Raw genomic sequence first — 21,816 nt, forward strand, 5'->3', positions numbered from 1 at the left:
GTCCTTTTCACGAAGCGGCTGCCTTTTTTTGTGGTAACGTTTTAAGAGATCTTTTCCCACCCGATGCCGGGTTCGGGGCGGGAGAGGTGGTCGCGCAGTCGGCTGTTTTCGGGCTTGGCCAGCTGGGGGTCGGCCTCGAAGAGGGTCATTACGGTATGGCGCACGTTGGTGAGCAGCACCTGGTCGGTGGCGAGGTCGGCCAGCTTGAGGTCGAGCACGCCGCTTTGCTGCGTGCCCGCCAGGTTGCCCGGTCCGCGCAGCTGCAGATCTACCTCGGCAATCTCGAAGCCATCGTTGGTGCGTACCATCGTCTCCAGCCGCAGCTTGCTGTCCTTGCCGAGTTTACTGCCCGACATCAGGATGCAGAACGACTGCTCGGCGCCACGCCCTACGCGCCCGCGTAGCTGGTGCAGCTGCGACAGGCCAAAGCGTTCGGCATTCTCGATCACCATCACCGAAGCGTTGGGCACGTCGACGCCCACCTCAATTACCGTGGTAGCCACCATGATCTGGGTTTCGCCTTTGATAAACCGCTGCATCTCGGCGTCCTTGTCTTTTGCGGGCATTTTGCCATGCACGATACTGATCTGGTACTGCGGCCGTGGGAACTCGTTTTGCAAGGTCTCGAGGCCGGCCTCCAGGTAGAGGAGGTCCATTTTTTCGCTCTCCTTGATGAGGGGATACACGATATATACCTGCCGGCCCTTGGCGATCTCTTCTTTCATGAACCCGAACATGCGCAGGCGGCTGCTTTCGTAGAGGTGCATCGTTTTGATGGGCTTGCGGCCGGCGGGCAGCTCGTCGATCACGGAGATGTCCAGATCGCCGTATAAGGTCATGGCCAGTGTGCGCGGTATGGGGGTGGCGGTCATCACGAGCATGTGGGGCGGGATGTGGTTTTTGCGCCACAGCTTAGCCCGCTGCTCCACGCCGAAACGGTGCTGCTCATCGATGACGACGAGGCCGAGGTTGTGGAAACGCACGGAGTCTTCGATGAGCGCATGGGTACCCACGAGGATATCGAGTGTACCATCTTCGAGCTGCGCATGGATGACGCGACGATCTTTCTTGGGCACCGAGCCGGTGAGGAGCTGCAGGGAGGCCATGTGGCTTCCCAATAGCTTGCCGATGCTGTGGTAATGTTGCTGCGCCAGGATCTCGGTGGGGGCCATGAGGCACGCTTGGAAGCCGTTGTCGATGGCCAACAGCATGGCCATCAGCGCCACCACGGTCTTGCCGCTCCCCACGTCGCCCTGCACCAGCCGGTTGAGCTGCGCCCCGGAGGCGGTATCCCGCCGGATTTCTTTGATAACGCGCTTCTGGGCGTTGGTAAGGACAAAGGGGAGTCGCTCGTTGTAAAAAGTGTTGAACGTATCGCCTACCGTGTCAAACCGGTGGCCCTTGAACTTCTGCGTATTGAGCAGCTTGTTTTTGAGGAGCTTCAGCTGGATAAAAAACAACTCGTCGAACTTGAGGCGGTGGATGGCATGCGCAAGCTCCTGGCTATGGCGCGGGAAGTGGATGGCCACCAATGCCTGGGGCAAGGGCATGAGCTGGTGCTGTTGTACGATATAATCGGGCAGCGTTTCACCGAACTGTGCACCGATGCTTTCCTGCAGGGCGACTTGCAGCTTTTGGATGCCTTTGCTATCGAGTGCGAATTTGCGTAGTTTCTCCGTCGTGCTGTATACCGGTTGCAGACTCATGTTCCCTTGCTGTGGGCTTCCGGGTTTATATACCTCCATTTCGGGATGCGTCATGGAAAGCTGGTTGTTGAAAACGTTGGGCTTACCGTATGCAATGTAAGCAGCGCCTATTTGCAGCGCTTTTTTGAGCCAGCCGATGCTTTGGAACCACACCAGCTCCATGGTGCCCGTGTCGTCCCGGAAGTGACCTACAAGCCGCTTGCCGCGGCGCTCGCCCCGTTCCTCGACATGCACGAGCCGCCCAACGACCTGTGCGGCCGCCATTTCGGGATGGAGCTGTTTGATTTTATGGAATTGGGTACGGTCGATGTAACGGAAGGGGTAATGCCTCAGCAGGTCGCCGAAGGTACGGATACCCAACTCCTCCTTGAGCACCTCGGCGCGGGCGGGCCCCACACCTTTGAGGTATTCAATGGGGGTTATCCTTTCCACGCGATGGCGGAAATCTCGACGTTCACATTTTTGGGTAACCCTACGACCGCTACGGTCTCCCGTGCTGGCGCTTGCTCGGTGAAGTAGGTACCATACACGTCGTTCACCGTAGCGAAGTCGCCCATATCGCGAAGGAAAATGGTGGTTTTCACCACGTCGGTGAAGGCGTAGCCGGCTTCGACTAAAATAGCACCGAGGTTATCGAGTACCTGGCGGGCCTCGTCGGCCACCGAGCCGCCAACCAACTCGTTCGTTTGGGGCGACAGGGCGATCTGCCCCGATATGTACAGTGTACGGTCCGCTTTAATCGCTTGGTTGTAAGGCCCGATAGGGGCCGGCGCTTTGGCCGTGTTGATGATTTTTTTGCTTGCAGACATAACCTATTGGGTGTAAAGGCTCAATTGAGCCAAAGCCAATCGACAATTTTGTAACCAATAGCCAGCAGAAACAGGATGATGGCCGTTGCATTGATGATATGCATAACCCGCAGGTTGAAACTGGTGGGTCTATTGGGGTCCTTTTTCCTGAAAAAATACATGATGCACTACGTTACCCGTTTCAATGCCCGCTCGGCACGTTTATTTGCCGCGTTTATCTTGTAGTTGAACCAGCGGTCCTTGAAGATTTTACGCATGGTATTATCGAAATGCCGTGTGATAACCAGGTTGCGGAAACCGCGCCACTTGTCGTAAACCGTCGAGGGCAGTGCCCGCACGCTGATGGAATACCCTTCGGTAACGTACTGGATATAATGCCACCATCCCGATGGCATAAACAACGTCTCTCCCGGATGGATCTCCGCCTCATACCCGTTGAGGAACTTCAATGCGGGGAATTTTTCGTAGTCGGGGTTCTTGATGTTAGCGATGCTATGGAAATTGTAGGGCAGTTTATACATCAGGTCCGACTGCTCCAGCGGAAACAGCCAGATTTTCTTAACCCCCTGGTATTGGGTGATAAAGACGTGCGACATGTCGATATCGAAGTGGTTGCGTGTACTGGAACCCTCGCCACCGAAAAAGAGGTAGGGGAGCCATTGCAGCACCTTACCGCCCGTTACGTCGTTATAAACCAGGTCATGGTTAAGTTCGGGCTTCAGCTTCATGAGGTTGAACAGGAAAATCCGCAGATCAGTTGGCTCGCGCTGGATCATGTCCAGGTACTCGCTGAATTTCATTTTCATAACCGGGGCGCTGGCGGCGCGATCGTTCGATGCGTCTTCCCGTCCGTGTAAAGAAATGATGCTATCTCCGGCTATTTCCTTGAAATAGTCATAGTTCCATTTGGTCCATGCCGGACTGTCTTTGGCCACGAAATCATCCATGATTACCGGTGTTCCCGTGTTGAGGTAGTCCTTGATGAATTCAGCCGAGCTAATCCCGGAGATTTTATTAACTTTTTTGAGTTGCACGACTTAATAGCTTAAACTGTTAATTATGCTGATGCAAACTTACGCAATCTTCGTATGTGCCCACACGGTGAAAACCAATTTTACATTGGCATTATAAAATAGGGATACAACGATTTACGTGCCAAAATAACAAAAATTTCAGCGACCCGACGAAAATCATTTTATGTGGCTAGTACGACCATAGGTCCTGCTCGAAGTCAACGAGGGTCTTTTTGATGCGCTGTGCCTCATACAGGCGGTCTATCCCATTGTCTACATAGTCGCGTATACGGAGGTCGTCGAGGTTGGATTGCTTCACGATATAGCTGGAGAACAACCGTTTAATGAACACGTCGTCATAGCTCAAACCCGTGGCGTCATTGTGCCGTGAGGTCACCTCCTTATTAACGAAGATATGTCGGGCCTCGGGAAAATATATCCAGAATGCGGGGTACGCATCGGCCACGATGGATGGTGTATTGCCGCCCAGATCGAGTCCGGAGATATCTTCTACGGCGTCCATTCCTTCCATATCCATGGGGGCCTCGCCCGTGATTTCATCCATCTGGGGGGTCACCAAGGGGGCGATACCGATGATGCGTGGTTCGAATACGGAGCGCTGTTTATCGAAAATCCAGTCTTCTTTAATCCGGAAACGGACGACATCATTGGGGTTGAATGCGGTGGCCTCGAAGTGAGAGGCGATGACATTACCTTCTTCGTCATACTCCTCCACCAGGGTGCTGTCTGAGCCGAACCTGCCCAACACCTGATCGGGCGAGAGGCGCGTCTTGAAGCTATCGCCGGTGGGGTCGTCTTCCGTGGGTGTAGGGTCGTATGCCGTAAGTTCGCCAGCCATTACCGCCTGCATGATCACGTCGATCAGCCGTGATTTGGGAGAGGCGTACAGGGTATTCATTTTTTCGCGCACGTCAAATTCGCGCCAGATGCGTTTCACATAGGCCACATCGGTAGGACGGATATTCGCATACGGTACGACTTCGCGGTCCAATATATCGGATTTGACGTAGTAGCCATCTACCGGCGGCTCTTCCGCAGGGATGGGCGTGGTGCTGTTGGATAGGTTTTCCTCCTGGGCGTACGCAGCCGTCCCCAGCGCCATCATGACCAAAAATCCATACACTTTCATCGTTACCTCCTTCATCGTTATCAATTAGTTGACCCGGAATGAAATCGGGTCCAATTCCTGTTGCAGGCCATCCGGGCCCACGGCGATAATATTGTAGAAAAACACAAACGACCCCGGCGACACGGCGCCGAGCGCATTCTGCATCGGCCCCGAGAAGGTGCCGTTGGTGCCTTGGTAGGGTCCCATGGGGTCTACCCGTGGCTTCTGTATCAACATCGAGAAACGTGAAATGTTGAACTTCGCGTCAAACTCAAAATCTTCCAGGGCGGCGAAGATGCGATTCTGCCCACGGATCTGCGCGGCCGCAACAGTGCCGCCCGACCGTCCCGCCACGCGGGCTTGCGGCTTGGGGATCCGTTTTACGCGGAATTCGGTGGAGCTGAGCGACTGCGTCTGCTCGCCCATGCGGGCCGATACATGGATGCTTGCGGTGCCGGGTTGGCTTACCCGCGCCACATATTTGCCGCCTGCGCCAGAAATGCTCACGCCTTTGCCACTCACCTGCAGGTTTTCTTTGGGGATGCCCGGTGCCGATACCGAAATGGGGTTATCCACCCCGATGTACAGCACGTTCATCGCATCGGGTGAGACCACGGCCGACGGCCGTGCCACCTGGTAGGTCTGCGGCTCGGTGACATATTCCTTCACGGTGCCATCGGTCTGCTGCACGCGGATGGTCCCCGTCCAGTCGAAGACCCCCTCGCTGGATGTATTGACCGAATAAGTAGCTTGCCCATCGGTGACCGGTAGGGCGTTGCCCCCAACGGATATCTCGGGTGTAGACTTCGAATCGTAGGCGGTGAGGAACACCTTGGCTGTGTATGGCTGCCCCTGGATGACGTATGACGACGGTGCAACGGCTACGGCCGCAAACCGGTCGAGGTTCACCACGGCCATATCCATCTCACCGAAGATATGTTTTACCACCACGGCCTCGGCATTCTTCACATCGGCTTTGATTTTTTCCAATGCGGTCATGGCGGCGGTCAGGGGGATGCCGTCGCCAAAATTCGCCTGCTCCCATGACTTCGTGCGACCGGCACGTGTGGGCGGATCCTGGGCATCTAACGAGAATGACACCTCGTTGTTTGCCAGTGCCAGGAGTTGCTCGCGCGTGCTGTTGATCCGGTTCCGTAAGTGCTCCGACCGGCTCATCCCATTTTCCTTCTGCTTGATCATCATGCGGGGGCTGATGCTGAGGTTATCGCGCTTGCGCACATCGCCTGTGGTTTCGTTCTGCCCGCCGCCCTCGGCTTCGAGAACGGCTTGGAGCGAATCGATGTATCCCGACAGGCTGCTGGCCAATTGGCTCGCTTGCTCGGCCCGGTTAAGGATGGGCTTTGCCCGTTCGGGTTCGTCTTTTAATTTGGTTGCCCTGAAGGCGTTAAACATATTGTCTATCCCTTCCTGGGTGTTTTGGGTAGAGGTGCTGAGGCTTGTTGCCAGGTTCTTGAAGGCGTCGAGGACGGAATCACTCACGTTCATTGCCACCAATCCCAACAACACGAGGTATAGGATACCTATCATTCGTTGCCTCGGGGTCTGTTTGCCTGCTGCCATGCTGTAAGGTTACTCGTTAGGGTGTGTCAGTGTCTTAATGAATAAAAATTACGCACGCGGTTGGTTCATGGCGGCCAGCATATTGCCATAAACGGCGTTGAGTGAGGCCAAGTTCTTATTAAGGTGGGCCACCTGCTCCCTGAACTGCTGGGTATCGGCTGCGGAGTCGTTGAACTGCTGCAGGGTATTGGCTATGCTGTCGTAATGTTGGGAGATGGTTTTGAGCTTTTTGCCGGTATCATGCAATTCCAGCTCATATACCGAGTTGAGGTGTTGCAGGTTATTAGCCAGTTTGTGTACCTGCTCGTGGTAGGCGGTTACGTCGTTGCCGCCGGAGCTGATGTTAGCCAGGTCGTTGGAAGCCTTTTCAAAGGCGGTATTGAGCTTGTCTACACTGCCCGTAGCGCCCTTTACCCGCTCGGTAAACTGATTGGTGGCGAGGGAGGCATCGGATACGTTGGAGATCGCTGCTACCTTATCGCCGAAAGTACGGAGGCCGTCGCCGAGGTTGCCGATCAACTCCGGACTGATGCGTGCATCTGCCAGCATCTTATCAAGGGCGGCGGTATTGCCCGTGTTGGCGGTAGGCCGTACGGTGGCCTTTGGCAGTTCACCTTGGTAATCGTCGGCCAGTTCCGGGTACACGCGGGTCCAATCGACATCTTTCTCTTCGTTTTGGAAGCCAAGGAGGAGAAAGAGCAGTGCTTCCGTGCCGAGACCTATAATAATAAGCCAGTCGCCCGCAGGCCAGTGTTGCAGCTTGGCCATGAGGCCGATGATGACCACGGTAGCTCCCCAGGAGACAATATTGTTGATGCCGATTTTAGATTTGCGTTTCTCTGCCATGATATTGCTGTGTTGTGCTTGTTCGTTTCGTAAGTAGTTGTACGTTAATTATTCATCGGGTCTACGCCAGGGTAGGCGGAGACGCTCCGGAAGCCGATATATGACTTGGAGGTGTCTTGGTATTCGTAGGCGCGGGCCCCGTTCTGCAAGAAGTAACCGATGTCTTTCCATGATCCACCGCGAACCACTTTCCGTTTCAACGACTCGGGGTCGTCTGCGGCGGCGTCATACCGGTAAGTAGGGTTCATATCGTGTACAAACGACGATGCCGACTCATTGAATGAAGAAGAGGTCCACTCGGCGACATTGCCAGCCATGTTATAGAGGCCGAAGTCGTTGGGGAAATACGAATATACGGGAGCCGTATAGGCGGCACCATCGTCGAGGTAATTACCGCGGCCGGGCTTAAAATTGGCCATCAGGCAACCCTTGGCATTGCGTGCCGATGGCCCACCCCAGGGGTACTGTGTGCCCACGCGGCCACCACGGGCGGCGTATTCCCACTCCGCCTCTGAAGGCAGCATATAAGGCTGCCGGATTTCGCGGCTGTTGGTTTTACGGCTGCGTTGGTGGTTTTCGAATAGGCGGGTACGCCAGGTATTGAACGCCTGGGCCTGTCGCCAGCTTACACCAACTACAGGGTACTCGTCAAACGATGGGTGCGAGAAATAACCCTCTACCATGGGTTCATTCTGGGCGTAGCTGAAGTCGTTGAGCCACACGGTGGTATCGGGGTATACCAAAATGGTATCGCGCCGGATGAAGTCGGACCGTACTTTGCTGGGGTCGTTCCTTGCCGCCGTGGCAGCCCGCAGGTCGTACCAATCGTAGTGGTAGCGCAACAGGCGTACATCCAGTTCGTCTTTGCCGAAAACGCGGTCCTCACCCTGATAGTACATCTGGCGTGTCTGCTCGCGCACATCCTGGTCTTTGGAGTTCCACAACGATCGCCTGCTGCCGTTTACCTTAGACCAGTCGATATATCGCTCGCTGGTGCCTTCCACCTCCACGAAATAGCTGTCGTCTTGCAGGTAATTATAGATAAGGATGGAGTCGCGCACCCAATTGACAAATTGCCGGTATTCGCTGTTGGATATCTCGGTCTCGTCCATGTAGAACGACGAGATGGTTACCTGCCTGTTTTGGGCAACCTGCGAAAAGGTGATGTCTTCGTCCGATTGGCCCATGATGAAGGTGCCTCCGGGAATCAGTACCATGCCGTGTGGAATACGGCTGGTTTTGAGGTGCGACCGCTTGACGCCGACCAGCTCCCCACCGCCCGACTTGGAACAGCCCGAAAGTAACATCGAAGATATACCAATCAATATTATAGGTAAATATGCTCTATTCATTTAGTTCTATCTTTAGCTAGCAACGCCCGCAGCGGACATGATTTGCGGATTATATAGCGCACGCCCGTTGTGTCTCGTCAAAGCCCATGATTAATAACCCGTTAGGGTAGCAAATTTCAGACCAAAAGTCTTTCCAGGCATCCTGTGTACGGACAACAAACTTACTCATTATCTGTTACAATCGTTTAAAACAACGCTTTTTCCGAGGGTAGATGGCTCACATGGGGACAACCACAGACGGAAAGCGGCCCTAAAATTATCAAAAGAAACAGTAATTAAGAAAAAAGGGACGGAATTTTAAAAAAATAACGATTACTTGTTCGATAATTTGATGTACTGCTCAACGGCCATGGTCATGCTCGGTGCTTCGGGTGTGGGGGCCGCGATATCGAGCAGCAGCCCGTTGTCCACTACCGCCTGGTGGGTGGTAGGGCCAAAGGCAGCGATCCGCGTATCGTTTTGTTTGAAGTCGGAGAAATTCTCGAAGAGCGACTGTACGCTGGAGGGGCTGAAGAAGACGATGATATCGTAGAATACGTCCTTCAGGTCAGACAGGTCGCTAACCACCGTGCGGAAAAGCACCGCTGGGGTAACGTTGTACCCGTTGTCTTGGAGCCAGTTGTAGGTCTCTTCGTTGGCTACATCAGAACATGGGTAGAGGAACTTCTCTTTGGCGTGCTTCTTTAACACGTCGGAAAGGTCCTGTGCCGTCTGTTTGCCGAAGAAAATCTTCCGCTTACGGTACTGGATGTATTTCTGGAGGTACAGCGCGATGGTTTCCGAGAGGCAGAAGTATTTGAGATCTGCCGGAACTTCATAGCGCATCTCCTCGCATACGCGAAAAAAATGGTCGGCCGCATTGCGGCTTGTGAAAATCACTGCTGTGAAGTCGGCCAGGTTTATCCGCTGCTCTTTGCGAACATCGCGCCCCGATACGCCCTCCACATGGATAAAGGCTCTGAAATCGAGTTTGAGGTTGTACTTCTGCGCTAAAGCGAAGTACGGCGATTTCTCGTTCTCTGGCTTCGGTAACGTTACTAATATGCTTTTTACTTTCTTTGCTCTGTCTGCTTCTGGCACCTGCATGTTTCTTACGTTAATTGCCCAACACTTTTACCAAGATAAGTATGGGCGCGATTTCGAGGCAGCAAAGATACGTAAATAAATAAAACTTTGAAAACGGATAGTTGGTTAGCAGGTTGCGGGCCGTCTTTGTAAAACGGAATACGAACAGGCAGAAAACGATAATGAGCGCCGCCGGGACCACCCAAACCACGTATGTGCGCGGCACCAGGCTCAGCACCAAGATGATGGGGAGGAATACCAATGCGGCGTTGAAATAGCTGAGGTACAGTATCGATACGTATTCGCGCACCACGCGTTGCAAATCGAAGATGAAACCGAGCAATCGGGTAGCAATGATTTTGAGGATAAACATCAGCATCACGAAGAGGGAAATACCCAGAAACCGCTCGATGCCACTATAGCCAACGGCATAATGGGCGTTGCACAGGTAAATGAACAGCCCCACGGCGAACCCGAATAGGATGTAGAGGAAAACAAACGGCCATGAGCTGTAAAGGGTATCTTCTTTATTGACCTGGAGGAGCAGACGGTCGTTGTAGAATGCCTGTATGATGGATAGCACCTGGTTGGGGAAAGCGACGCGGACGAGCCCGAGAAAGAGCAGGAGCAACCCGATGGCAACAAGCACCCACGGCTCTCGGCTGGGGCGTTTGGCATCGGTTTCTATGCTTTGGCCCACTTGGTTTGCAAATGCCAGCCAAGTCATGAAGTCGCCGTTTTGCACAATGACCCGCTCACGGAGGCTGTCGGCAAACGCATTGGGCCTATTGGGGTCGGGCAGGCCGATATACAGCATGGCGAGCGAATCGGCCACCTGCTTCACGGAATCGGCCAGCCGCATCTTTTCGGCCTGCTGCGCCTGGCGGATCGAATCTTGCGCGGAGCGGTAGCGGGGTTGCTGCATGGCCATGCTTGCGGATGCCGCCGGCATGGCGGCGCCCCCAAGCAATAGCCCAACCAGTAACATCCAATGCTTCATTTGCCTGCTCAATGAGCGGGTAAAGGTAGGCAAAATCGCATGTTTGCATGGCCTCTACAGCGGCTTAATTTTCAGGTTGCGGAAACTGACCCGGTTGCCATGGTCTTGCAGTAGGATATGACCGCTGTCTGCTTGTCCGAAATTGTCCCAATCCTTATATTTACTTTCGCTTACCAGTTGCTTGTAGGCTTCCGAGCCACGTTCGTATTGCAGCACCTTCTCACCGTTGAGGTAATGGGTTACGGTATTGTCAGGCTGCACCACAAGCCGCCCTTTGTTCCATTCGCCTATTTTGCGCTGCGCACGGTTGGTTTTGTCGGCCTTGATCAGGTCATACAGCGAAGCCAGCGTGCGGTTGCCGTCTTTACCCTTCTTGGCATCGGGGTGCTGCTTGTCGTCCAGTATCTGGTACTCCAGCCCGATGGCCGAGCCGGTGTTTTGCTCGTCGAGCGTAACGAAATACTTCACCCCGCTATTGGCTCCTTCGGTCAGCTTGAATTCGAAAGAGAGGTCGAATGCGCTGTATTGGTCGGTGGTAACGATATCACCCCCGTTGGTCGACTCGCCACCGTCGGCAGGCAGCACCGTAATGGTGCCGTCGTTGATTTCCCATCCCTGGGCGGGGAATGTGTCTTTATGGGCGCCTACCCAGCCAGCGTTGCTCTTGCCATCGAACAGGAGCTTATAGCCGTTTTGCTCTTCGTATGCCGAGAGGCTGTTGGGCGTAAGGTTCACCGTGTAGATACCTGCCGGGAAATCCTGTGGTTGCAGGTTTTCGGTTTGTATACGGATATTTTTGAAATACACCTTTTTGCCGGCGAGGGCTTCGTCGCCGATGCTGTGCACCTGCAGGCCGATGAAGCCGGAGGGATCGAGCGTGTCGATCACATGCGCCACGGGGGTGCCGTTTAGCCAGGTTTTGGTTTCATTGCCGATGGCTTCGATACGGACGTGGTTGAAGTCCTCCTTTTTATAAGCCGTTTTGGCCTGCTCGTTGAGGTCGAGCGGATAAAGCCAACCCCGGCGGGCCTCATCGTAAATGCCACCTGCCCATGCCCGCGGGGTAGGGTCTATCTCCACCTGGCGCCCATAAACGCGCCCCCGGCCCTCGTTGGCCGTTTGGTCGATGTGGCTCCGTGTTTGGATACCCGAGTTGGTGGTTTCACCTTCCAGCTTCACATCCAGTTCGAGGATGAAGTCGCCATATTCCTGTTCGGTAATGAGGAAGGAATTGGGCGTGCCTGCGGTCATGGTGCCCACAATGGCGCCATCTTCGATGGTGTATGGCGCTTCGCCGCCTACCACTTTCCACCCGTCGAGATTTTCGCCGTTGAAGAGGGGTGTCCAGTTATCGACCGGGGCCGTGTTGCATGCACTAAAGGCAAGGCCCGTGAGTAGCGCCACCAAAGATGTGCGGGAAGTTGTCATTGTACGTGTTTTCATTTAGCTTTGTGTGATTGAGTATAAATGATTTTGCATCCAATTATACGGTTTTTTACAGGTATGGGTATCAATTTAGCGTTCTTTTTTTACGAAAACGATATCGTGCGGAGGCATTTACAGCCATGAGAAGCGATAATTTTTTCGAGCGGGTGTATGGCCTTGTGCGGCAGATCCCGGAGGGGCGTGTTACCAGCTATGGTGCGATAGCGCGTGCATTGGGTGCGGGCGGTTCATCGCGCATGGTAGGTTATGCCATGCGGGCGGCGGTGGGGTTACACCCACCGGTACCGGCCCACCGCGTGGTGAATCGCGTGGGGTTGCTCAGCGGCAAGCGGGCATTCGGTAGCCCTACCATGATGGCACAGCTGCTCGCCAATGAAGGGGTTGAAGTAGCCGACGACAAGGTGGTCGATTTCGACCGCGTGTTTTGGGACCCGCAGCTCGTACTCGGCGATTGACCGCTAGGAGGCCTCGAGCAAGAAACGTACAATGTCGTGGATGTCTACGATGCCCACCGGCTGGCCTTCGAAGACCACGGGCAAGGCGGTGTATGCCCCTTCGGCCATCCGTGCGGCCACTTCGCCAACCGTGGCAGACAAGTCGACCTGCGGCGGATCGCGCTCCATCACCTGGTTGGCCTGCAACATATCGAATATACCCATTTCGACGTCGTCATGGCCCTCGAATTCGTAGCCGAAGCCCAATTGCTTGACTGCCTTGCGGCTGATGATGCCCACGATTTTATGGTCTTCAACTACGGTGACGTGTTCAAGGGATCGGTTTTTCATGATCCGGTAAGCTTCGCTGAGGTATGCAGTTGGCGGAACAGTGAAAGCGGTTTTGCGGACCATGTCGTTTATTAGGTGATTTTTGCTCATCGCGCTGTTTCGTTATTGTGAAGGCACGCAATATTTATTCCACTTTTTGTTAAACGGTGGTTTATAAAATTTTCTACAACGAAAGGTGTGGGTTATTTCGCCGACGGAATCTCGCGATAGATGTCGGGTAGCGTGCGGCCTACGCCTTGATAATCCAGCCCATATCCAACCACAAAATCGTTGTCGATTTCGAAGCCCACGTAGGCGATGTTGTCAAAGGTATATTGCAGGGCCTGCGGCTTGAGCAGAAGCGTACACACCGCTACCGAAGCGGGCTTTTGCGCATAAACCGCATCGAGGGTATGTTTCAATGAATGGCCGGTATCCACGATATCTTCCACAATGATAACTTCGCGGCCTTCCAGATTGCCGTCGAGCCCGATGAGCTCCTTTACCTGATCGCGGCGGGAGGTACCTTCATAAGACGAGAGCTTGACGAACGAAACCTCACTGGCGATATGAATCTGTTTCATCAGATCGGCCATGACCATGAAGCAGCCGTTGAGCACACCGATAAAAATCGGGTGCTGTTTTTCGTAGGCCACATTGAGCTGGATACCGATAAGTCGGATGCGTTTCTTGATTTGATTATAGTCAATGATGCGCTCAAATTGCTTCTGATTGATCGTTATCTTCATCCGTTGCTAGGGGTTTTCGTTTTCGGGGGCGTTGAAGATGCGGTTCAACAGGCCGCGTACTTGTTCAAGGTCTTGTTCGAAATCGGTGGGAGGCAGTTCGAGCTGCAGTGTGTCGGTTGCGGGCCTATCGGGGCGCAGCGATTCGCGCAAGTTCACAGCATAGAATCCGTAGCTGCCCGACGAGTCGGCCGGGGCCAGTCCCCGGCGGGCCATGATGTTGCCGATGTAGCCAAAATAGGAAGCGATGTACGGCTTGAGCTGCCCTTGGTAATTGAACGAATAGAGGCCTGTTTTCGGTCGGGGCACAATGCTGGCCAGGTAGATGCTCTCGCCGAGGTTGAGCTGCGAAGGGTGCTTGCCGAAATAATAGCGCGCAGCCTCCGTGACGCCGTACACGTTGCGGCCCCATTCGATAATGTTGAGGTATACCTCGTACATGCGGTCCTTGCTCACGGCCTCGGTACTTTCCATCAGCCATACAATGAGGATTTCTTCCAGTTTGCGGGCCATGGTCTTGTTGCGGTTGAGGAATACGTTCTTGACCAGCTGCATAGAGATGGTACTGCCACCCCGCTTGAAGGCCTTTTCTTTGAAATTGATGGCAATGGACGACCGGATGGCTTCTTCCACGAAGCCCTCGTGGCTGAAAAACGACGGGTCTTCGGTGGTGAGGATCGCGTTTTTGAGGTAGGGCGACACCTGGGCCAGGGGCACGAAGTTGGGGTTTTCGGGGCCCACCACGATATCGCGCACCGGCTGTCCATCTTCATAAGGGGTATAGGTAAAGGCGGTGTTGATTTCGGGGATGTTGGCCTTTCCCCAAGCATTCACGTTGAAATCGTGCTGCTCCATGCGCGAGTCGAACCGCACGCTATCGGGATTGGCCGTATCGAGGAATGCATCGAGCTTATATTTGATGCGGCCCGATACCCGTATCCCTTCGAGCGACTCGAAAAGCCCTTTCGGGAACGCGTCAAATAAATCCTGGGCATCCATCTCGGGGGTTTCCAGTCCGAGGGCATAGGTTTTTTGGGGCTGTGTGGTGTAGCGGACGAACGGGTGGACCACCAGGTTTTCGACGGTGACGGTGGATTCGTTAGACAGTTCCACATGGCTGTCGCCAACGATGACTTCGGCGTCGATGTGTGCATCCGGCACGGCCACATCTTCCTGAGCGATGCGCCAGTGATTGATGTGCAGGTTTTTGACGGCCCACTCGCCCTTGATGTGGAGCAGCTCATTGTGGGTCCAATAGACCTCCCGGAGGCGGGTCTCGATGGTGTCGAAGCTGAGCTTCAGGCCCAGCTTGCGCTCCAGCAGCGGCAGGGCAATCCGTTCGCCGTTGGCATGTACCTTAATATAGAGCTGTCGCCTGTTCGGGTTGAGCTTGCCCGATACCTGCCAGGCCGCTTCGTTATCGTTGAGGAAAACCGAAGCGGTGAGGTTGCCGTTGTCGATATCGGCTTGTGGCACGTTGATCCGCTGCTCGGTACTGTCATCGCGGTAGGTCACGATGAAATCGCGCAGATCCATGTCTTCGGGAATCTTGTAGAGCACGTTGTTGAGCATCTGGTTGGCTGCCTGTGCCAGGTTCACCGTCTGCTCGTCGGCCTGTTTCCCCGTGGGTTCCGGCGAGGCCTGAAGCGTGTCGGCACGGCGGAAGAGGAAGTCGTAATTGCTGATGCTGTCTTTTTTGATGAGTTGCACCTTTGCGTTGCGCCCGCGTAAGCGACCGAACCGGACATCGCCCGTAAGGAGCGGGAAGAGTTTGATTCCAACAGACAGCTCCTCCACACCGGCCAGCTGGTCGCGGCCACGGGGTGTCAGCGCCACCTGTTCAAACGTCACCGTGGTAAGCCCCGAGAAATGGGCGTTGCCAACCTCGAGATCGATTTGGTATTCGTTGGCCAGCTTGGACTGTATACGGGCCAATGTGGCGGCCAGCAGGGCCTCCCGCTTGTGGTAGGCAATGGCGCCGGCAACGATGCCCGCAACCACCAACGTGCCGATAATGGCGCCGCCGACGATGAGTTGCCTCCGTGTAATCCTGTTTAAAAATTGCTTAACGATATTGATTGTCACCAAAACTGATTTACTAGGCACCTAAATAAGGGATAATTATGATTAAAAACAAAGATATGACAAGTTTGTGTTTCGCTTTAGCTAGTTTTGTAACAGTATAATACATAGTGAACCCGACATGATTACGAAAGAACAGGTGCTGCATGCATTGAGCCATGTGGACGACCCCGACCTCAAGAAAGACTTAGTAACCCTCCATATGATCAAGAATGTGGAAATCACCCCATCGGCCATCCGGTTTGATGTGGAGCTTACCACACCTGCTTGCCCGCTGAAAGGGCATATTGAGCATGCTTGCCGCAATGCCATTGCACATTTTGTCGATAAAGACATCGCTGTTGACATCAACATGACCTCGCGGGTCGTCGGAATGCAGAGTAGCCAGTTGCCCAATATCAAAAACATTATCCTTGTCGCATCGGGTAAAGGCGGTGTGGGCAAGTCTACCGTGGCGGCCAACCTTGCGCTGGCGTTGCTGGCCAACGGTGCCAAGACCGGCCTGATTGATGCAGACATTTACGGGCCCTCCGTACCCATCATGTTTGGCGTGGAGGGTGCCCGCCCCCGGGCCACCAAAACCGAAGACGGTAAGACAAAAATCGAACCGATAGAGAAATATGGGCTGAAATTGCTGTCTATCGGCTTCTTTACCGACCCCAACCAGCCGGTGCCTTGGCGTGGGCCCATGGTGAGCACGGCCGTTAAGCAGCTGTTTAACGATGCCGAATGGGGCGAATTGGACTACCTCGTGGTGGATTTGCCGCCCGGCACGGGCGACGTGCACATCACCGTGGCCCAAGGTTTTCCCATTTCGGGGGCAGTTGTGGTCACCACCCCACAAAATGTAGCGCTTTCGGATGCGGTACGCGGCATCGGCATGTTCCTCATGGATTCCATCAACATCCCCTTGCTGGGCGTGGTGGAAAACATGGCCTACTTTACGCCGGCCGAACTGCCCGACAACAAGTATTACATTTTCGGGAAGGATGGGGGCAAGCGGTTGGCCGAACGGTTCGGGGCACCTTTCCTTGGCGAGATCCCGCTGGTGAAGAGCATCAGCGATTCGGGCGACAACGGACTGCCCGTGATGATGGATGAGGATAATCCGGCGCGGGCGGCATTTCTCGACATTGCCGGCAAGGTGGCCCAACAGCTGGCCATCAACCAGGCCGTGCTAGCATAACCCGATGAAACCGACCATCACGATAACGTATTGCCCCAAATGTGGCTGGCTGCTGCGGTCGTCTTACCTGGCCTCCGAACTGCTCACCACGTTTGCCGACGAGCTCAACGGCGTATTGCTGAAACCTGCGGAAACGGCGGGCGAATTCCGTATTTCGGTTGACGGCCACCCGTTGGCGGATCGGAAAGTGGACGGCGGGTTCCCGGAAATCACGGCCCTGAAGCGACTGGTGCGCGACCGTATTGCACCCCAGAAATCGCTTGGACACGCGGATCGGGCCCGCGAAACCACCGATTCGAAAAAAAATGAAAAATAATTTGCATAGTGTGAAAAATACACTATCTTTGTGGCATCATAATTTAGGTTTATAATTGGTTAGTAAAGGTCTCCATTCTCCCCGTTTGGAGATCTTTCATTTTTGTACCTCTTGTACCTATTTTACACGTCACAAATAGCGATGGCTTGTGCCAATGATTTGAGCGGTTCCGGTTTTTTGGGAATAAATTCCTGCGCCACGTATCCCGTGAACCCTGTTTCGACAATGGCCCGCATGATGGCCGGGTAGTGGAGTTCCTGGCTTTCGTCAATTTCATTGCGCCCCGGTACCCCGCCGGTATGGTAATGGGCAATATAGGGGTGGTATTTGCGGATGGTAGCGATCACGTCGCCTTCCATGATCTGCATGTGGTAGATATCGTAGAGCAGCTTAAACCGTTCCGACCCCACGGCGTCGCACAGGGCGGCCCCCCACGCGGTATGGTCGCATTGGTAGTCGGGGTGGTCGACCTTGCTGTTGAGCAATTCCATGACCAACGTAACCCGATGCTTTTCGGCAGTGCCCATGAGGCGTTTCAGGCCGGTGGCGCAGTGGCGGATGCCCTGCTCGTCGTCCAGCCCGCGGCGGTTGCCCGAAAAGCAGATGAGTTGGTCATATCCCGCGGCCGCCACCTGGGGGATGAGTTTTTCGTAACTGGCCACCAGTTCATCGTGTAGTGAGGGATCGTTGAACCCGTCGGTGATCCCTTTGCCGGCACCGTGTGGCATGGCCGCATGCAGTCCATGTTGCTTCAGTACGGGCCACTCTTTGGGGCCGACCAGGTCGATCGCCGTGATGCCCATTTCCTTGGCGGCGGCACAGAGCTCCGCTAATGGGACATCGGGGTAGCACCAGCGGCACACCGAATGGTTGATGCGGCCCTTTAGTGGCTGTTGACTCATTTTTTCCGTAGCAGCCACGCGCTGGAACATGCCCGTAGCCACGACGGCCGTGGTGCCGGCTGCCACAGCTTTCAGGGCGCTTCTTCTGGAGAAAAGTGGTGGAGTGGATTTCATGCCTTAAACCTACACAAAACTAGTGAAATCACCAGCCGCTTCGAAGAGATCCTGAACACTGTCGCTCAGCACGGTGAAATCGTCGACCAAGGTGCTCATTTCGTCTAGGTACAACCTTTCCTGTTTCTTTACGAACGCCAGTTCGTGCCGGAAGTCTTCCAATTCGAGGTCGAAGAGGACGACATCGACCGAGCAATCTTCGTGTTTTGAAAATATTTCGTGGAATTGGGGGAACGCTGTTTCTTCCATCCATTCGTCCGTTGCTATGCCATATTCCTCGTAGTCGATGTATACCTTGGTCGCGTCGATCAGTTCCGGTACCAGCACATCCAGTGTGCTTTCCAAGTCGGCCAGCAACGCTTTGAGTTGGCCGTAAACCGTATCGCGTACCGGATTGGTGGCGATCATGCGCTTGAGGTGGTCGAACTTATAAGTAGCCTGTTCGAGGAGGCGTTCGATGCCTTCGATGCGGTACCGGAACCTGGGCACGAGTTTTCTCCCCTGTTGCACGCGCTGTAGCATATCGTAGGTGCGGTCGTGGATTTCGTGGTAACATTGGAGGGTTTCGATTTCGAATTCCGGGGCCTCCTTCGAGCGGTCGTACCGCAGGGTGATGGTGCGCAGGGGGTGTTTGGTGGTTATCGTTTCCATATTTGTTGTCATAAAAGTACGATTTAAATACATTCGATGTTATAAAAAGGCGGAAAGCCGGGCCAGCCCGGCTTTCCGCCTTAGTGGGTTACACCACAATGGCCGTGGTCACATCGCTGAAATTGGGGGTAGTATCCGTGCCGATGTAGGATACCCGGAACTCATACTCACTCAGCATGTCGAGTCCGCTGAGTTGCAGGGTCGAATTGCTGTGGAGCATGCCATCCCATACTTCCGAGCCTACCTTGCGGTACTCGTAGCGGTACAGGCGCGCCGGCCGCCAGGGTTTCACCCTCAACTGCAGGATACCGGTGCCCACCTGCAGGTGTTCCACGCGCACGTTCTCGGCTTTAGGTGTGCGTCCTACCCGGTTGGTTGAGGGCTGCCCTACCTCATACCCCGCCGCCAGGATGGTGGCCGGGTTGCCCTGGGCCACGCCATCCACATAGTGGGATAGGCGGTAGATGACCTCCTGCAGGTCTTCACCCTGTTGCTTCTTGAGGATCACCGCTCGCTTGTCGCGGAAGGTAGCCTCGGCATACGCTTCGCGGTAGGCCGTGATGGCGTTTTCCAGGACTGTTAGGTCGGGATTGGGTGCGGGGAACAGGTCCGCGTTTTCTGTCATCTTCAAAAAGATGTGTTCTGCATAGCGAAGTAGTCCTGCTTCGCTGTTGCTTGTGAAAATTGGTTTTGCCATTTTGTTTCTTTTTTTGGCGTTAAACAATTAATGAATTACTACATGTACTAGCACCCCACAAAGGTGCGGTATGGAAAAGGCGAAAAGGTGTAAAAATGGGCCAGATTTCGAGGGGTGCCGAAAAAGTTGCTGGCTCATTTTTACACCTTTTTTAATTCAGTTTTTGGCGATTTTTCTTGATAAAACGAGGTATATAGTGTCTTAAGGCAGTTTTTCAGGCTAAATAAGTAAGTATTCGTGGAACATAGGGTTGCAAGCAGTTTTATAAAAAGTGCAGGCAGTTTAGCTTGACTTGCTTGCAATACGTTCCAAGCAGCTTGCAGGTTGCGGGAAAGCGCAGGCCGTTTGGTTTGACATGCCTGCAATATGTTCAAAGCAGCTTACAGGTTGGGTCAACGTGCAGACCGCTTGGTTTGGCGTGCCTGCAATATATTCAAAGCAGCTTGCAGGTTGGGGAGAAGTACAGGTAGTTTGGTTTGACGTGCCTGCAGTATGTTCAAAGCAGCTTGCAGGTTGGGGAGAAGTACAGGTAGTTTGGTTTGATGTGCCTGCAATGTGTTCAAAACAGCTTGCAGGTTCGGGAAAAGTGGCAGACTTTTATTTCGGCTGTTGTGCTACCACGATCAATTCGCCTAATTCCTCTATGCTTGGCAGCGCCAGATCAAAATGTGTATTTGTATTTTTGGCGTCGTCCAACGTCGATTCCCCGGAAAGGACTAGGATGCCGAACACGTCCACCACGTTCGCCATCACCATGTCGGTGTAGATGCGGTCACCGACCATGGCCACTTGGTTTGGTACTAAATTATTAGCTGTCAGTATTTCGGTTAGCATTTCGGGCTGTGGTTTCCCGAAGACTTTATCCGGTTTACGTCCCGTAGCAGCTTCTATGCAGGCATATATTGCTCCGCAATCGACCAATACCACGGCTTGATCGGTGGGGCATACCCAATCCGGATTGGTTGCAAAATAGGGCTTTCCTTGTTTTGCCCACCATGCTGCACGGCACAAGCGTGGATAGGTCAAACCTGTATCGAAAGAGACAACCAATGCATCCGGGTCATCGTGGGGCGTATCAGCGGTAGCGACGAAACCGTTATTCTCGAACAGTTCGATAACGCTCGCCGTGCCTTAGATAAACAACCTTTTATATTCGGGATGATGGGTTTTAAGAAAATATCCCCCATTTTCTTAGTTTTTCAAGAAAGGCTATGGTATACGGAAATAGCGTTTTGCCTGTGTAAATCGTTCCATCCATGTCTAAGACCACGTGTCTAATGTCTTTTATCCATTCCAATACGTGCAGTGGTGCTTGTTTTATATCGGTAACATAATTCATAAACCTAGTGGTATTTGGTCAATCGCCGCGGCTAATTATTCGCTAAGTAGCGAAGGCTGTCAAACATCCGTTGTATCAAGCGTCGATCGCGGGTTACAATATCAGCGGTGCCCTTAATCTCATACTTAAATTCCAGTTCGTTTCCATAGTTTGTTAGGAGCCCTTCTGGAAGTTCAATGCTAAGCAGGTAATTCTCGGTTGGAACAGCCGAGTTCACCGTTGTTTGCGATACCAATGAAATCTCTCTTACCCGCCCCGTTATTGAGCCGAATTCATAGTAGGGATAATTACGACAAAATGGCTATCAGCCCAATGTAGGATACAAGGTAGGGGTACCTTTTCTTTTAGCTGCCCTATTGTACATTTCAACGGCCTGACCCGGAAGCCGATATGTTCTGCGGCAACACTGATTCCACCCAACGATACGCCTTCTTTGGTTATTCCACATTGATCGCGGAGGTATTGCATGCTGTAGAACCGTCCGTAATATTTAGCGACGATTTTAAGGCAGGTCGGGCCACAATCCATCCGGTCTAGTTGTTGTTCTTTTGGAAACATATTTAGGGTTATAATTGATAGTTACACGGGTATGAATCGTGTAAAATGAACCAATAGCACGAAATAACATTCAAATGGTTCAAAAGCATGTTGTTTTTGCGTATGCACGAATGATTACCTGCTGTGAAACGAAAGGGCGCACGCCGGTTCCCCACTCCTACTTTGTTTCTTATCTAGGCCGGTATTCGAGGCTATCCAACGACCGGATATCCCCATTTTGATCTCTACTGTAAAATACCGTCATTTTCCGTCTGGTTGCCGGTACTAGACGACCGCTCTGTATTCCCGCTGACCAAAGGCACGAATTTCTTTTAATGGCATGTAAAATCCGCGCATGCCCGGGTTTGTCTGGGCTGGTAGATTCAAGTTCGGCAAGCATCGCGTTTCTGGTCAAAAAGAATTGGACCGCTATGGAATCGGATGCCATGTGCTTTGTGGGTTTTTCGTCAGGTAGCCCCATGGTGGTCGATATTTTTTTCAGGTATGTTTCTTCGCCCCCATACGGTTTGGGCAA

The 21,816-nt window shown here is 53.5% G+C and carries 24 protein-coding genes; 3 read left to right on the top strand and 21 right to left on the bottom strand.

Annotated features, from left to right (window positions below; all coding sequences use genetic code 11):
* Positions 1-41: 41 nt before the first annotated feature.
* The 11 genes from recG to U9S71_RS14290 form a co-directional block, all read right to left on the bottom strand.
* Positions 42-2,138 carry an ATP-dependent DNA helicase RecG gene (recG, locus tag U9S71_RS14240; RefSeq protein WP_326328179.1) on the bottom strand — a complete coding sequence of 699 codons (2,097 nt, stop codon included), beginning with the start codon at positions 2,136-2,138 and terminating at the stop codon, positions 42-44.
* Positions 2,126-2,515 carry a RidA family protein gene (locus U9S71_RS14245; protein ID WP_326328180.1) on the bottom strand — a complete coding sequence of 130 codons (390 nt, stop codon included), beginning with the start codon at positions 2,513-2,515 and terminating at the stop codon, positions 2,126-2,128. Before U9S71_RS14245 ends, recG begins: the two co-directional genes overlap by 13 nt.
* Before the next feature lie 20 nt (positions 2,516-2,535).
* A complete protein-coding gene (locus U9S71_RS14250; RefSeq protein ID WP_326328181.1) occupies positions 2,536-2,676 on the bottom strand; it encodes a DUF6728 family protein in 141 nt (46 codons plus the stop codon).
* A gap of 6 nt (positions 2,677-2,682) precedes the next feature.
* Complete coding sequence (locus U9S71_RS14255; protein ID WP_326328182.1) at positions 2,683-3,549, bottom strand: cupin-like domain-containing protein; 867 nt, start codon at positions 3,547-3,549, stop codon at positions 2,683-2,685.
* Between the two features lie 169 nt (positions 3,550-3,718).
* Positions 3,719-4,693: a gliding motility protein GldN gene (locus tag U9S71_RS14260; protein ID WP_326328183.1), complete on the bottom strand. Its 975-nt coding sequence runs from the start codon at positions 4,691-4,693 to the stop codon at positions 3,719-3,721.
* Positions 4,694-4,702: 9 nt separating this feature from the next.
* On the bottom strand, positions 4,703-6,238 hold the full coding sequence (porM, locus tag U9S71_RS14265; protein ID WP_326328184.1) for a type IX secretion system motor protein PorM/GldM: 1,536 nt from the start codon (positions 6,236-6,238) through the stop codon (positions 4,703-4,705).
* Positions 6,239-6,286: 48 nt separating this feature from the next.
* Positions 6,287-7,084, bottom strand: a complete 798-nt coding sequence (gene porL / locus U9S71_RS14270; RefSeq protein WP_326328185.1) for a type IX secretion system motor protein PorL/GldL — start codon at positions 7,082-7,084, stop codon at positions 6,287-6,289.
* A gap of 44 nt (positions 7,085-7,128) precedes the next feature.
* Positions 7,129-8,436 (bottom strand): T9SS ring complex lipoprotein PorK/GldK, encoded by a 1,308-nt coding sequence (gene porK, locus U9S71_RS14275; RefSeq protein ID WP_326328186.1) that lies wholly within the window; start codon positions 8,434-8,436, stop codon positions 7,129-7,131.
* A 312-nt stretch (positions 8,437-8,748) separates the two neighbouring features.
* Positions 8,749-9,522 (bottom strand): uroporphyrinogen-III synthase, encoded by a 774-nt coding sequence (locus tag U9S71_RS14280; protein WP_326328187.1) that lies wholly within the window; start codon positions 9,520-9,522, stop codon positions 8,749-8,751.
* Positions 9,523-9,532: 10 nt separating this feature from the next.
* Positions 9,533-10,501, bottom strand: coding sequence for a DUF4271 domain-containing protein (locus tag U9S71_RS14285; protein WP_326328188.1), 969 nt, complete (start codon positions 10,499-10,501; stop codon positions 9,533-9,535).
* Positions 10,502-10,555: 54 nt separating this feature from the next.
* Positions 10,556-11,944, bottom strand: coding sequence for a 3-keto-disaccharide hydrolase (locus U9S71_RS14290; RefSeq protein WP_326328189.1), 1,389 nt, complete (start codon positions 11,942-11,944; stop codon positions 10,556-10,558).
* Between the two features lie 122 nt (positions 11,945-12,066).
* Here U9S71_RS14290 and U9S71_RS14295 point away from each other — a divergent pair, with 122 nt between their 5' ends.
* Positions 12,067-12,402 (top strand): MGMT family protein, encoded by a 336-nt coding sequence (locus tag U9S71_RS14295; protein WP_326328190.1) that lies wholly within the window; start codon positions 12,067-12,069, stop codon positions 12,400-12,402.
* A 3-nt stretch (positions 12,403-12,405) separates the two neighbouring features.
* On the opposite strand, the gene U9S71_RS14300 is transcribed toward U9S71_RS14295, so the two are convergent.
* The 3 genes from U9S71_RS14300 to U9S71_RS14310 all read right to left on the bottom strand — a co-directional run bounded on the left by U9S71_RS14300 (position 12,406) and on the right by U9S71_RS14310 (position 15,542).
* The gene (locus tag U9S71_RS14300) at positions 12,406-12,822 is read right to left on the bottom strand and encodes a CBS domain-containing protein (protein WP_326328191.1); all 417 of its coding nucleotides are present in this window, start codon (positions 12,820-12,822) and stop codon (positions 12,406-12,408) included.
* A 92-nt stretch (positions 12,823-12,914) separates the two neighbouring features.
* A complete protein-coding gene (gene hpt / locus U9S71_RS14305; RefSeq protein WP_326328192.1) occupies positions 12,915-13,460 on the bottom strand; it encodes a hypoxanthine phosphoribosyltransferase in 546 nt (181 codons plus the stop codon).
* 6 nt (positions 13,461-13,466) lie between these two features.
* Positions 13,467-15,542 (bottom strand): transglycosylase domain-containing protein, encoded by a 2,076-nt coding sequence (locus U9S71_RS14310; protein ID WP_326328193.1) that lies wholly within the window; start codon positions 15,540-15,542, stop codon positions 13,467-13,469.
* Between the two features lie 118 nt (positions 15,543-15,660).
* Here U9S71_RS14310 and U9S71_RS14315 point away from each other — a divergent pair, with 118 nt between their 5' ends.
* Positions 15,661-16,725, top strand: coding sequence for an Mrp/NBP35 family ATP-binding protein (locus U9S71_RS14315; protein ID WP_326328194.1), 1,065 nt, complete (start codon positions 15,661-15,663; stop codon positions 16,723-16,725).
* A 4-nt stretch (positions 16,726-16,729) separates the two neighbouring features.
* The gene (locus U9S71_RS14320) at positions 16,730-17,041 is read left to right on the top strand and encodes an Rdx family protein (protein ID WP_326328195.1); all 312 of its coding nucleotides are present in this window, start codon (positions 16,730-16,732) and stop codon (positions 17,039-17,041) included.
* 122 nt (positions 17,042-17,163) lie between these two features.
* On the opposite strand, the gene U9S71_RS14325 is transcribed toward U9S71_RS14320, so the two are convergent.
* The 7 genes from U9S71_RS14325 to U9S71_RS14355 form a co-directional block, all read right to left on the bottom strand.
* Complete coding sequence (locus U9S71_RS14325; RefSeq protein WP_326328196.1) at positions 17,164-18,057, bottom strand: hydroxypyruvate isomerase family protein; 894 nt, start codon at positions 18,055-18,057, stop codon at positions 17,164-17,166.
* Positions 18,058-18,066: 9 nt separating this feature from the next.
* Positions 18,067-18,720: a hypothetical protein gene (locus U9S71_RS14330; protein ID WP_326328197.1), complete on the bottom strand. Its 654-nt coding sequence runs from the start codon at positions 18,718-18,720 to the stop codon at positions 18,067-18,069.
* Between the two features lie 76 nt (positions 18,721-18,796).
* Positions 18,797-19,405 carry a hypothetical protein gene (locus U9S71_RS14335; RefSeq protein ID WP_326328198.1) on the bottom strand — a complete coding sequence of 203 codons (609 nt, stop codon included), beginning with the start codon at positions 19,403-19,405 and terminating at the stop codon, positions 18,797-18,799.
* A gap of 597 nt (positions 19,406-20,002) precedes the next feature.
* Positions 20,003-20,455 carry an HAD-IIA family hydrolase gene (locus tag U9S71_RS14340; protein WP_436410330.1) on the bottom strand — a complete coding sequence of 151 codons (453 nt, stop codon included), beginning with the start codon at positions 20,453-20,455 and terminating at the stop codon, positions 20,003-20,005.
* A 320-nt stretch (positions 20,456-20,775) separates the two neighbouring features.
* Positions 20,776-20,979, bottom strand: a complete 204-nt coding sequence (locus U9S71_RS14345; protein WP_326328200.1) for a hypothetical protein — start codon at positions 20,977-20,979, stop codon at positions 20,776-20,778.
* Positions 20,980-21,002: 23 nt separating this feature from the next.
* Positions 21,003-21,302: a cysteine peptidase family C39 domain-containing protein gene (locus U9S71_RS14350; protein WP_326328201.1), complete on the bottom strand. Its 300-nt coding sequence runs from the start codon at positions 21,300-21,302 to the stop codon at positions 21,003-21,005.
* 169 nt (positions 21,303-21,471) lie between these two features.
* Positions 21,472-21,816 (bottom strand): hypothetical protein (locus tag U9S71_RS14355; RefSeq protein WP_326328202.1); only part of this gene is annotated, 345 nt, incomplete at its 5' end.

Origin of the sequence: Parapedobacter flavus, assembly GCF_035818675.1 — a bacterium.
Classification (GTDB): Bacteria; Bacteroidota; Bacteroidia; order Sphingobacteriales; family Sphingobacteriaceae; genus Parapedobacter; species Parapedobacter flavus.

Coding starts and splice junctions, on each gene's coding strand:
- U9S71_RS14245 (WP_326328180.1), bottom strand. CDS start 2,515: ATGTCTGCAAGCAAAAAAATCATCAACACGGCCAAAGCGCCGGCCCCT.
- U9S71_RS14250 (WP_326328181.1), bottom strand. CDS start 2,676: ATGTATTTTTTCAGGAAAAAGGACCCCAATAGACCCACCAGTTTCAAC.
- U9S71_RS14260 (WP_326328183.1), bottom strand. CDS start 4,693: ATGAAGGAGGTAACGATGAAAGTGTATGGATTTTTGGTCATGATGGCG.
- porM (WP_326328184.1), bottom strand. CDS start 6,238: ATGGCAGCAGGCAAACAGACCCCGAGGCAACGAATGATAGGTATCCTA.
- porL (WP_326328185.1), bottom strand. CDS start 7,084: ATGGCAGAGAAACGCAAATCTAAAATCGGCATCAACAATATTGTCTCC.
- porK (WP_326328186.1), bottom strand. CDS start 8,436: ATGAATAGAGCATATTTACCTATAATATTGATTGGTATATCTTCGATG.
- U9S71_RS14280 (WP_326328187.1), bottom strand. CDS start 9,522: ATGCAGGTGCCAGAAGCAGACAGAGCAAAGAAAGTAAAAAGCATATTA.
- U9S71_RS14285 (WP_326328188.1), bottom strand. CDS start 10,501: ATGAAGCATTGGATGTTACTGGTTGGGCTATTGCTTGGGGGCGCCGCC.
- U9S71_RS14290 (WP_326328189.1), bottom strand. CDS start 11,944: ATGAAAACACGTACAATGACAACTTCCCGCACATCTTTGGTGGCGCTA.
- U9S71_RS14295 (WP_326328190.1), top strand. CDS start 12,067: ATGAGAAGCGATAATTTTTTCGAGCGGGTGTATGGCCTTGTGCGGCAG.
- U9S71_RS14300 (WP_326328191.1), bottom strand. CDS start 12,822: ATGAGCAAAAATCACCTAATAAACGACATGGTCCGCAAAACCGCTTTC.
- hpt (WP_326328192.1), bottom strand. CDS start 13,460: ATGAAGATAACGATCAATCAGAAGCAATTTGAGCGCATCATTGACTAT.
- U9S71_RS14315 (WP_326328194.1), top strand. CDS start 15,661: ATGATTACGAAAGAACAGGTGCTGCATGCATTGAGCCATGTGGACGAC.
- U9S71_RS14320 (WP_326328195.1), top strand. CDS start 16,730: ATGAAACCGACCATCACGATAACGTATTGCCCCAAATGTGGCTGGCTG.
- U9S71_RS14325 (WP_326328196.1), bottom strand. CDS start 18,057: ATGAAATCCACTCCACCACTTTTCTCCAGAAGAAGCGCCCTGAAAGCT.
- U9S71_RS14330 (WP_326328197.1), bottom strand. CDS start 18,720: ATGACAACAAATATGGAAACGATAACCACCAAACACCCCCTGCGCACC.
- U9S71_RS14335 (WP_326328198.1), bottom strand. CDS start 19,405: ATGGCAAAACCAATTTTCACAAGCAACAGCGAAGCAGGACTACTTCGC.
- U9S71_RS14350 (WP_326328201.1), bottom strand. CDS start 21,302: ATGTTTCCAAAAGAACAACAACTAGACCGGATGGATTGTGGCCCGACC.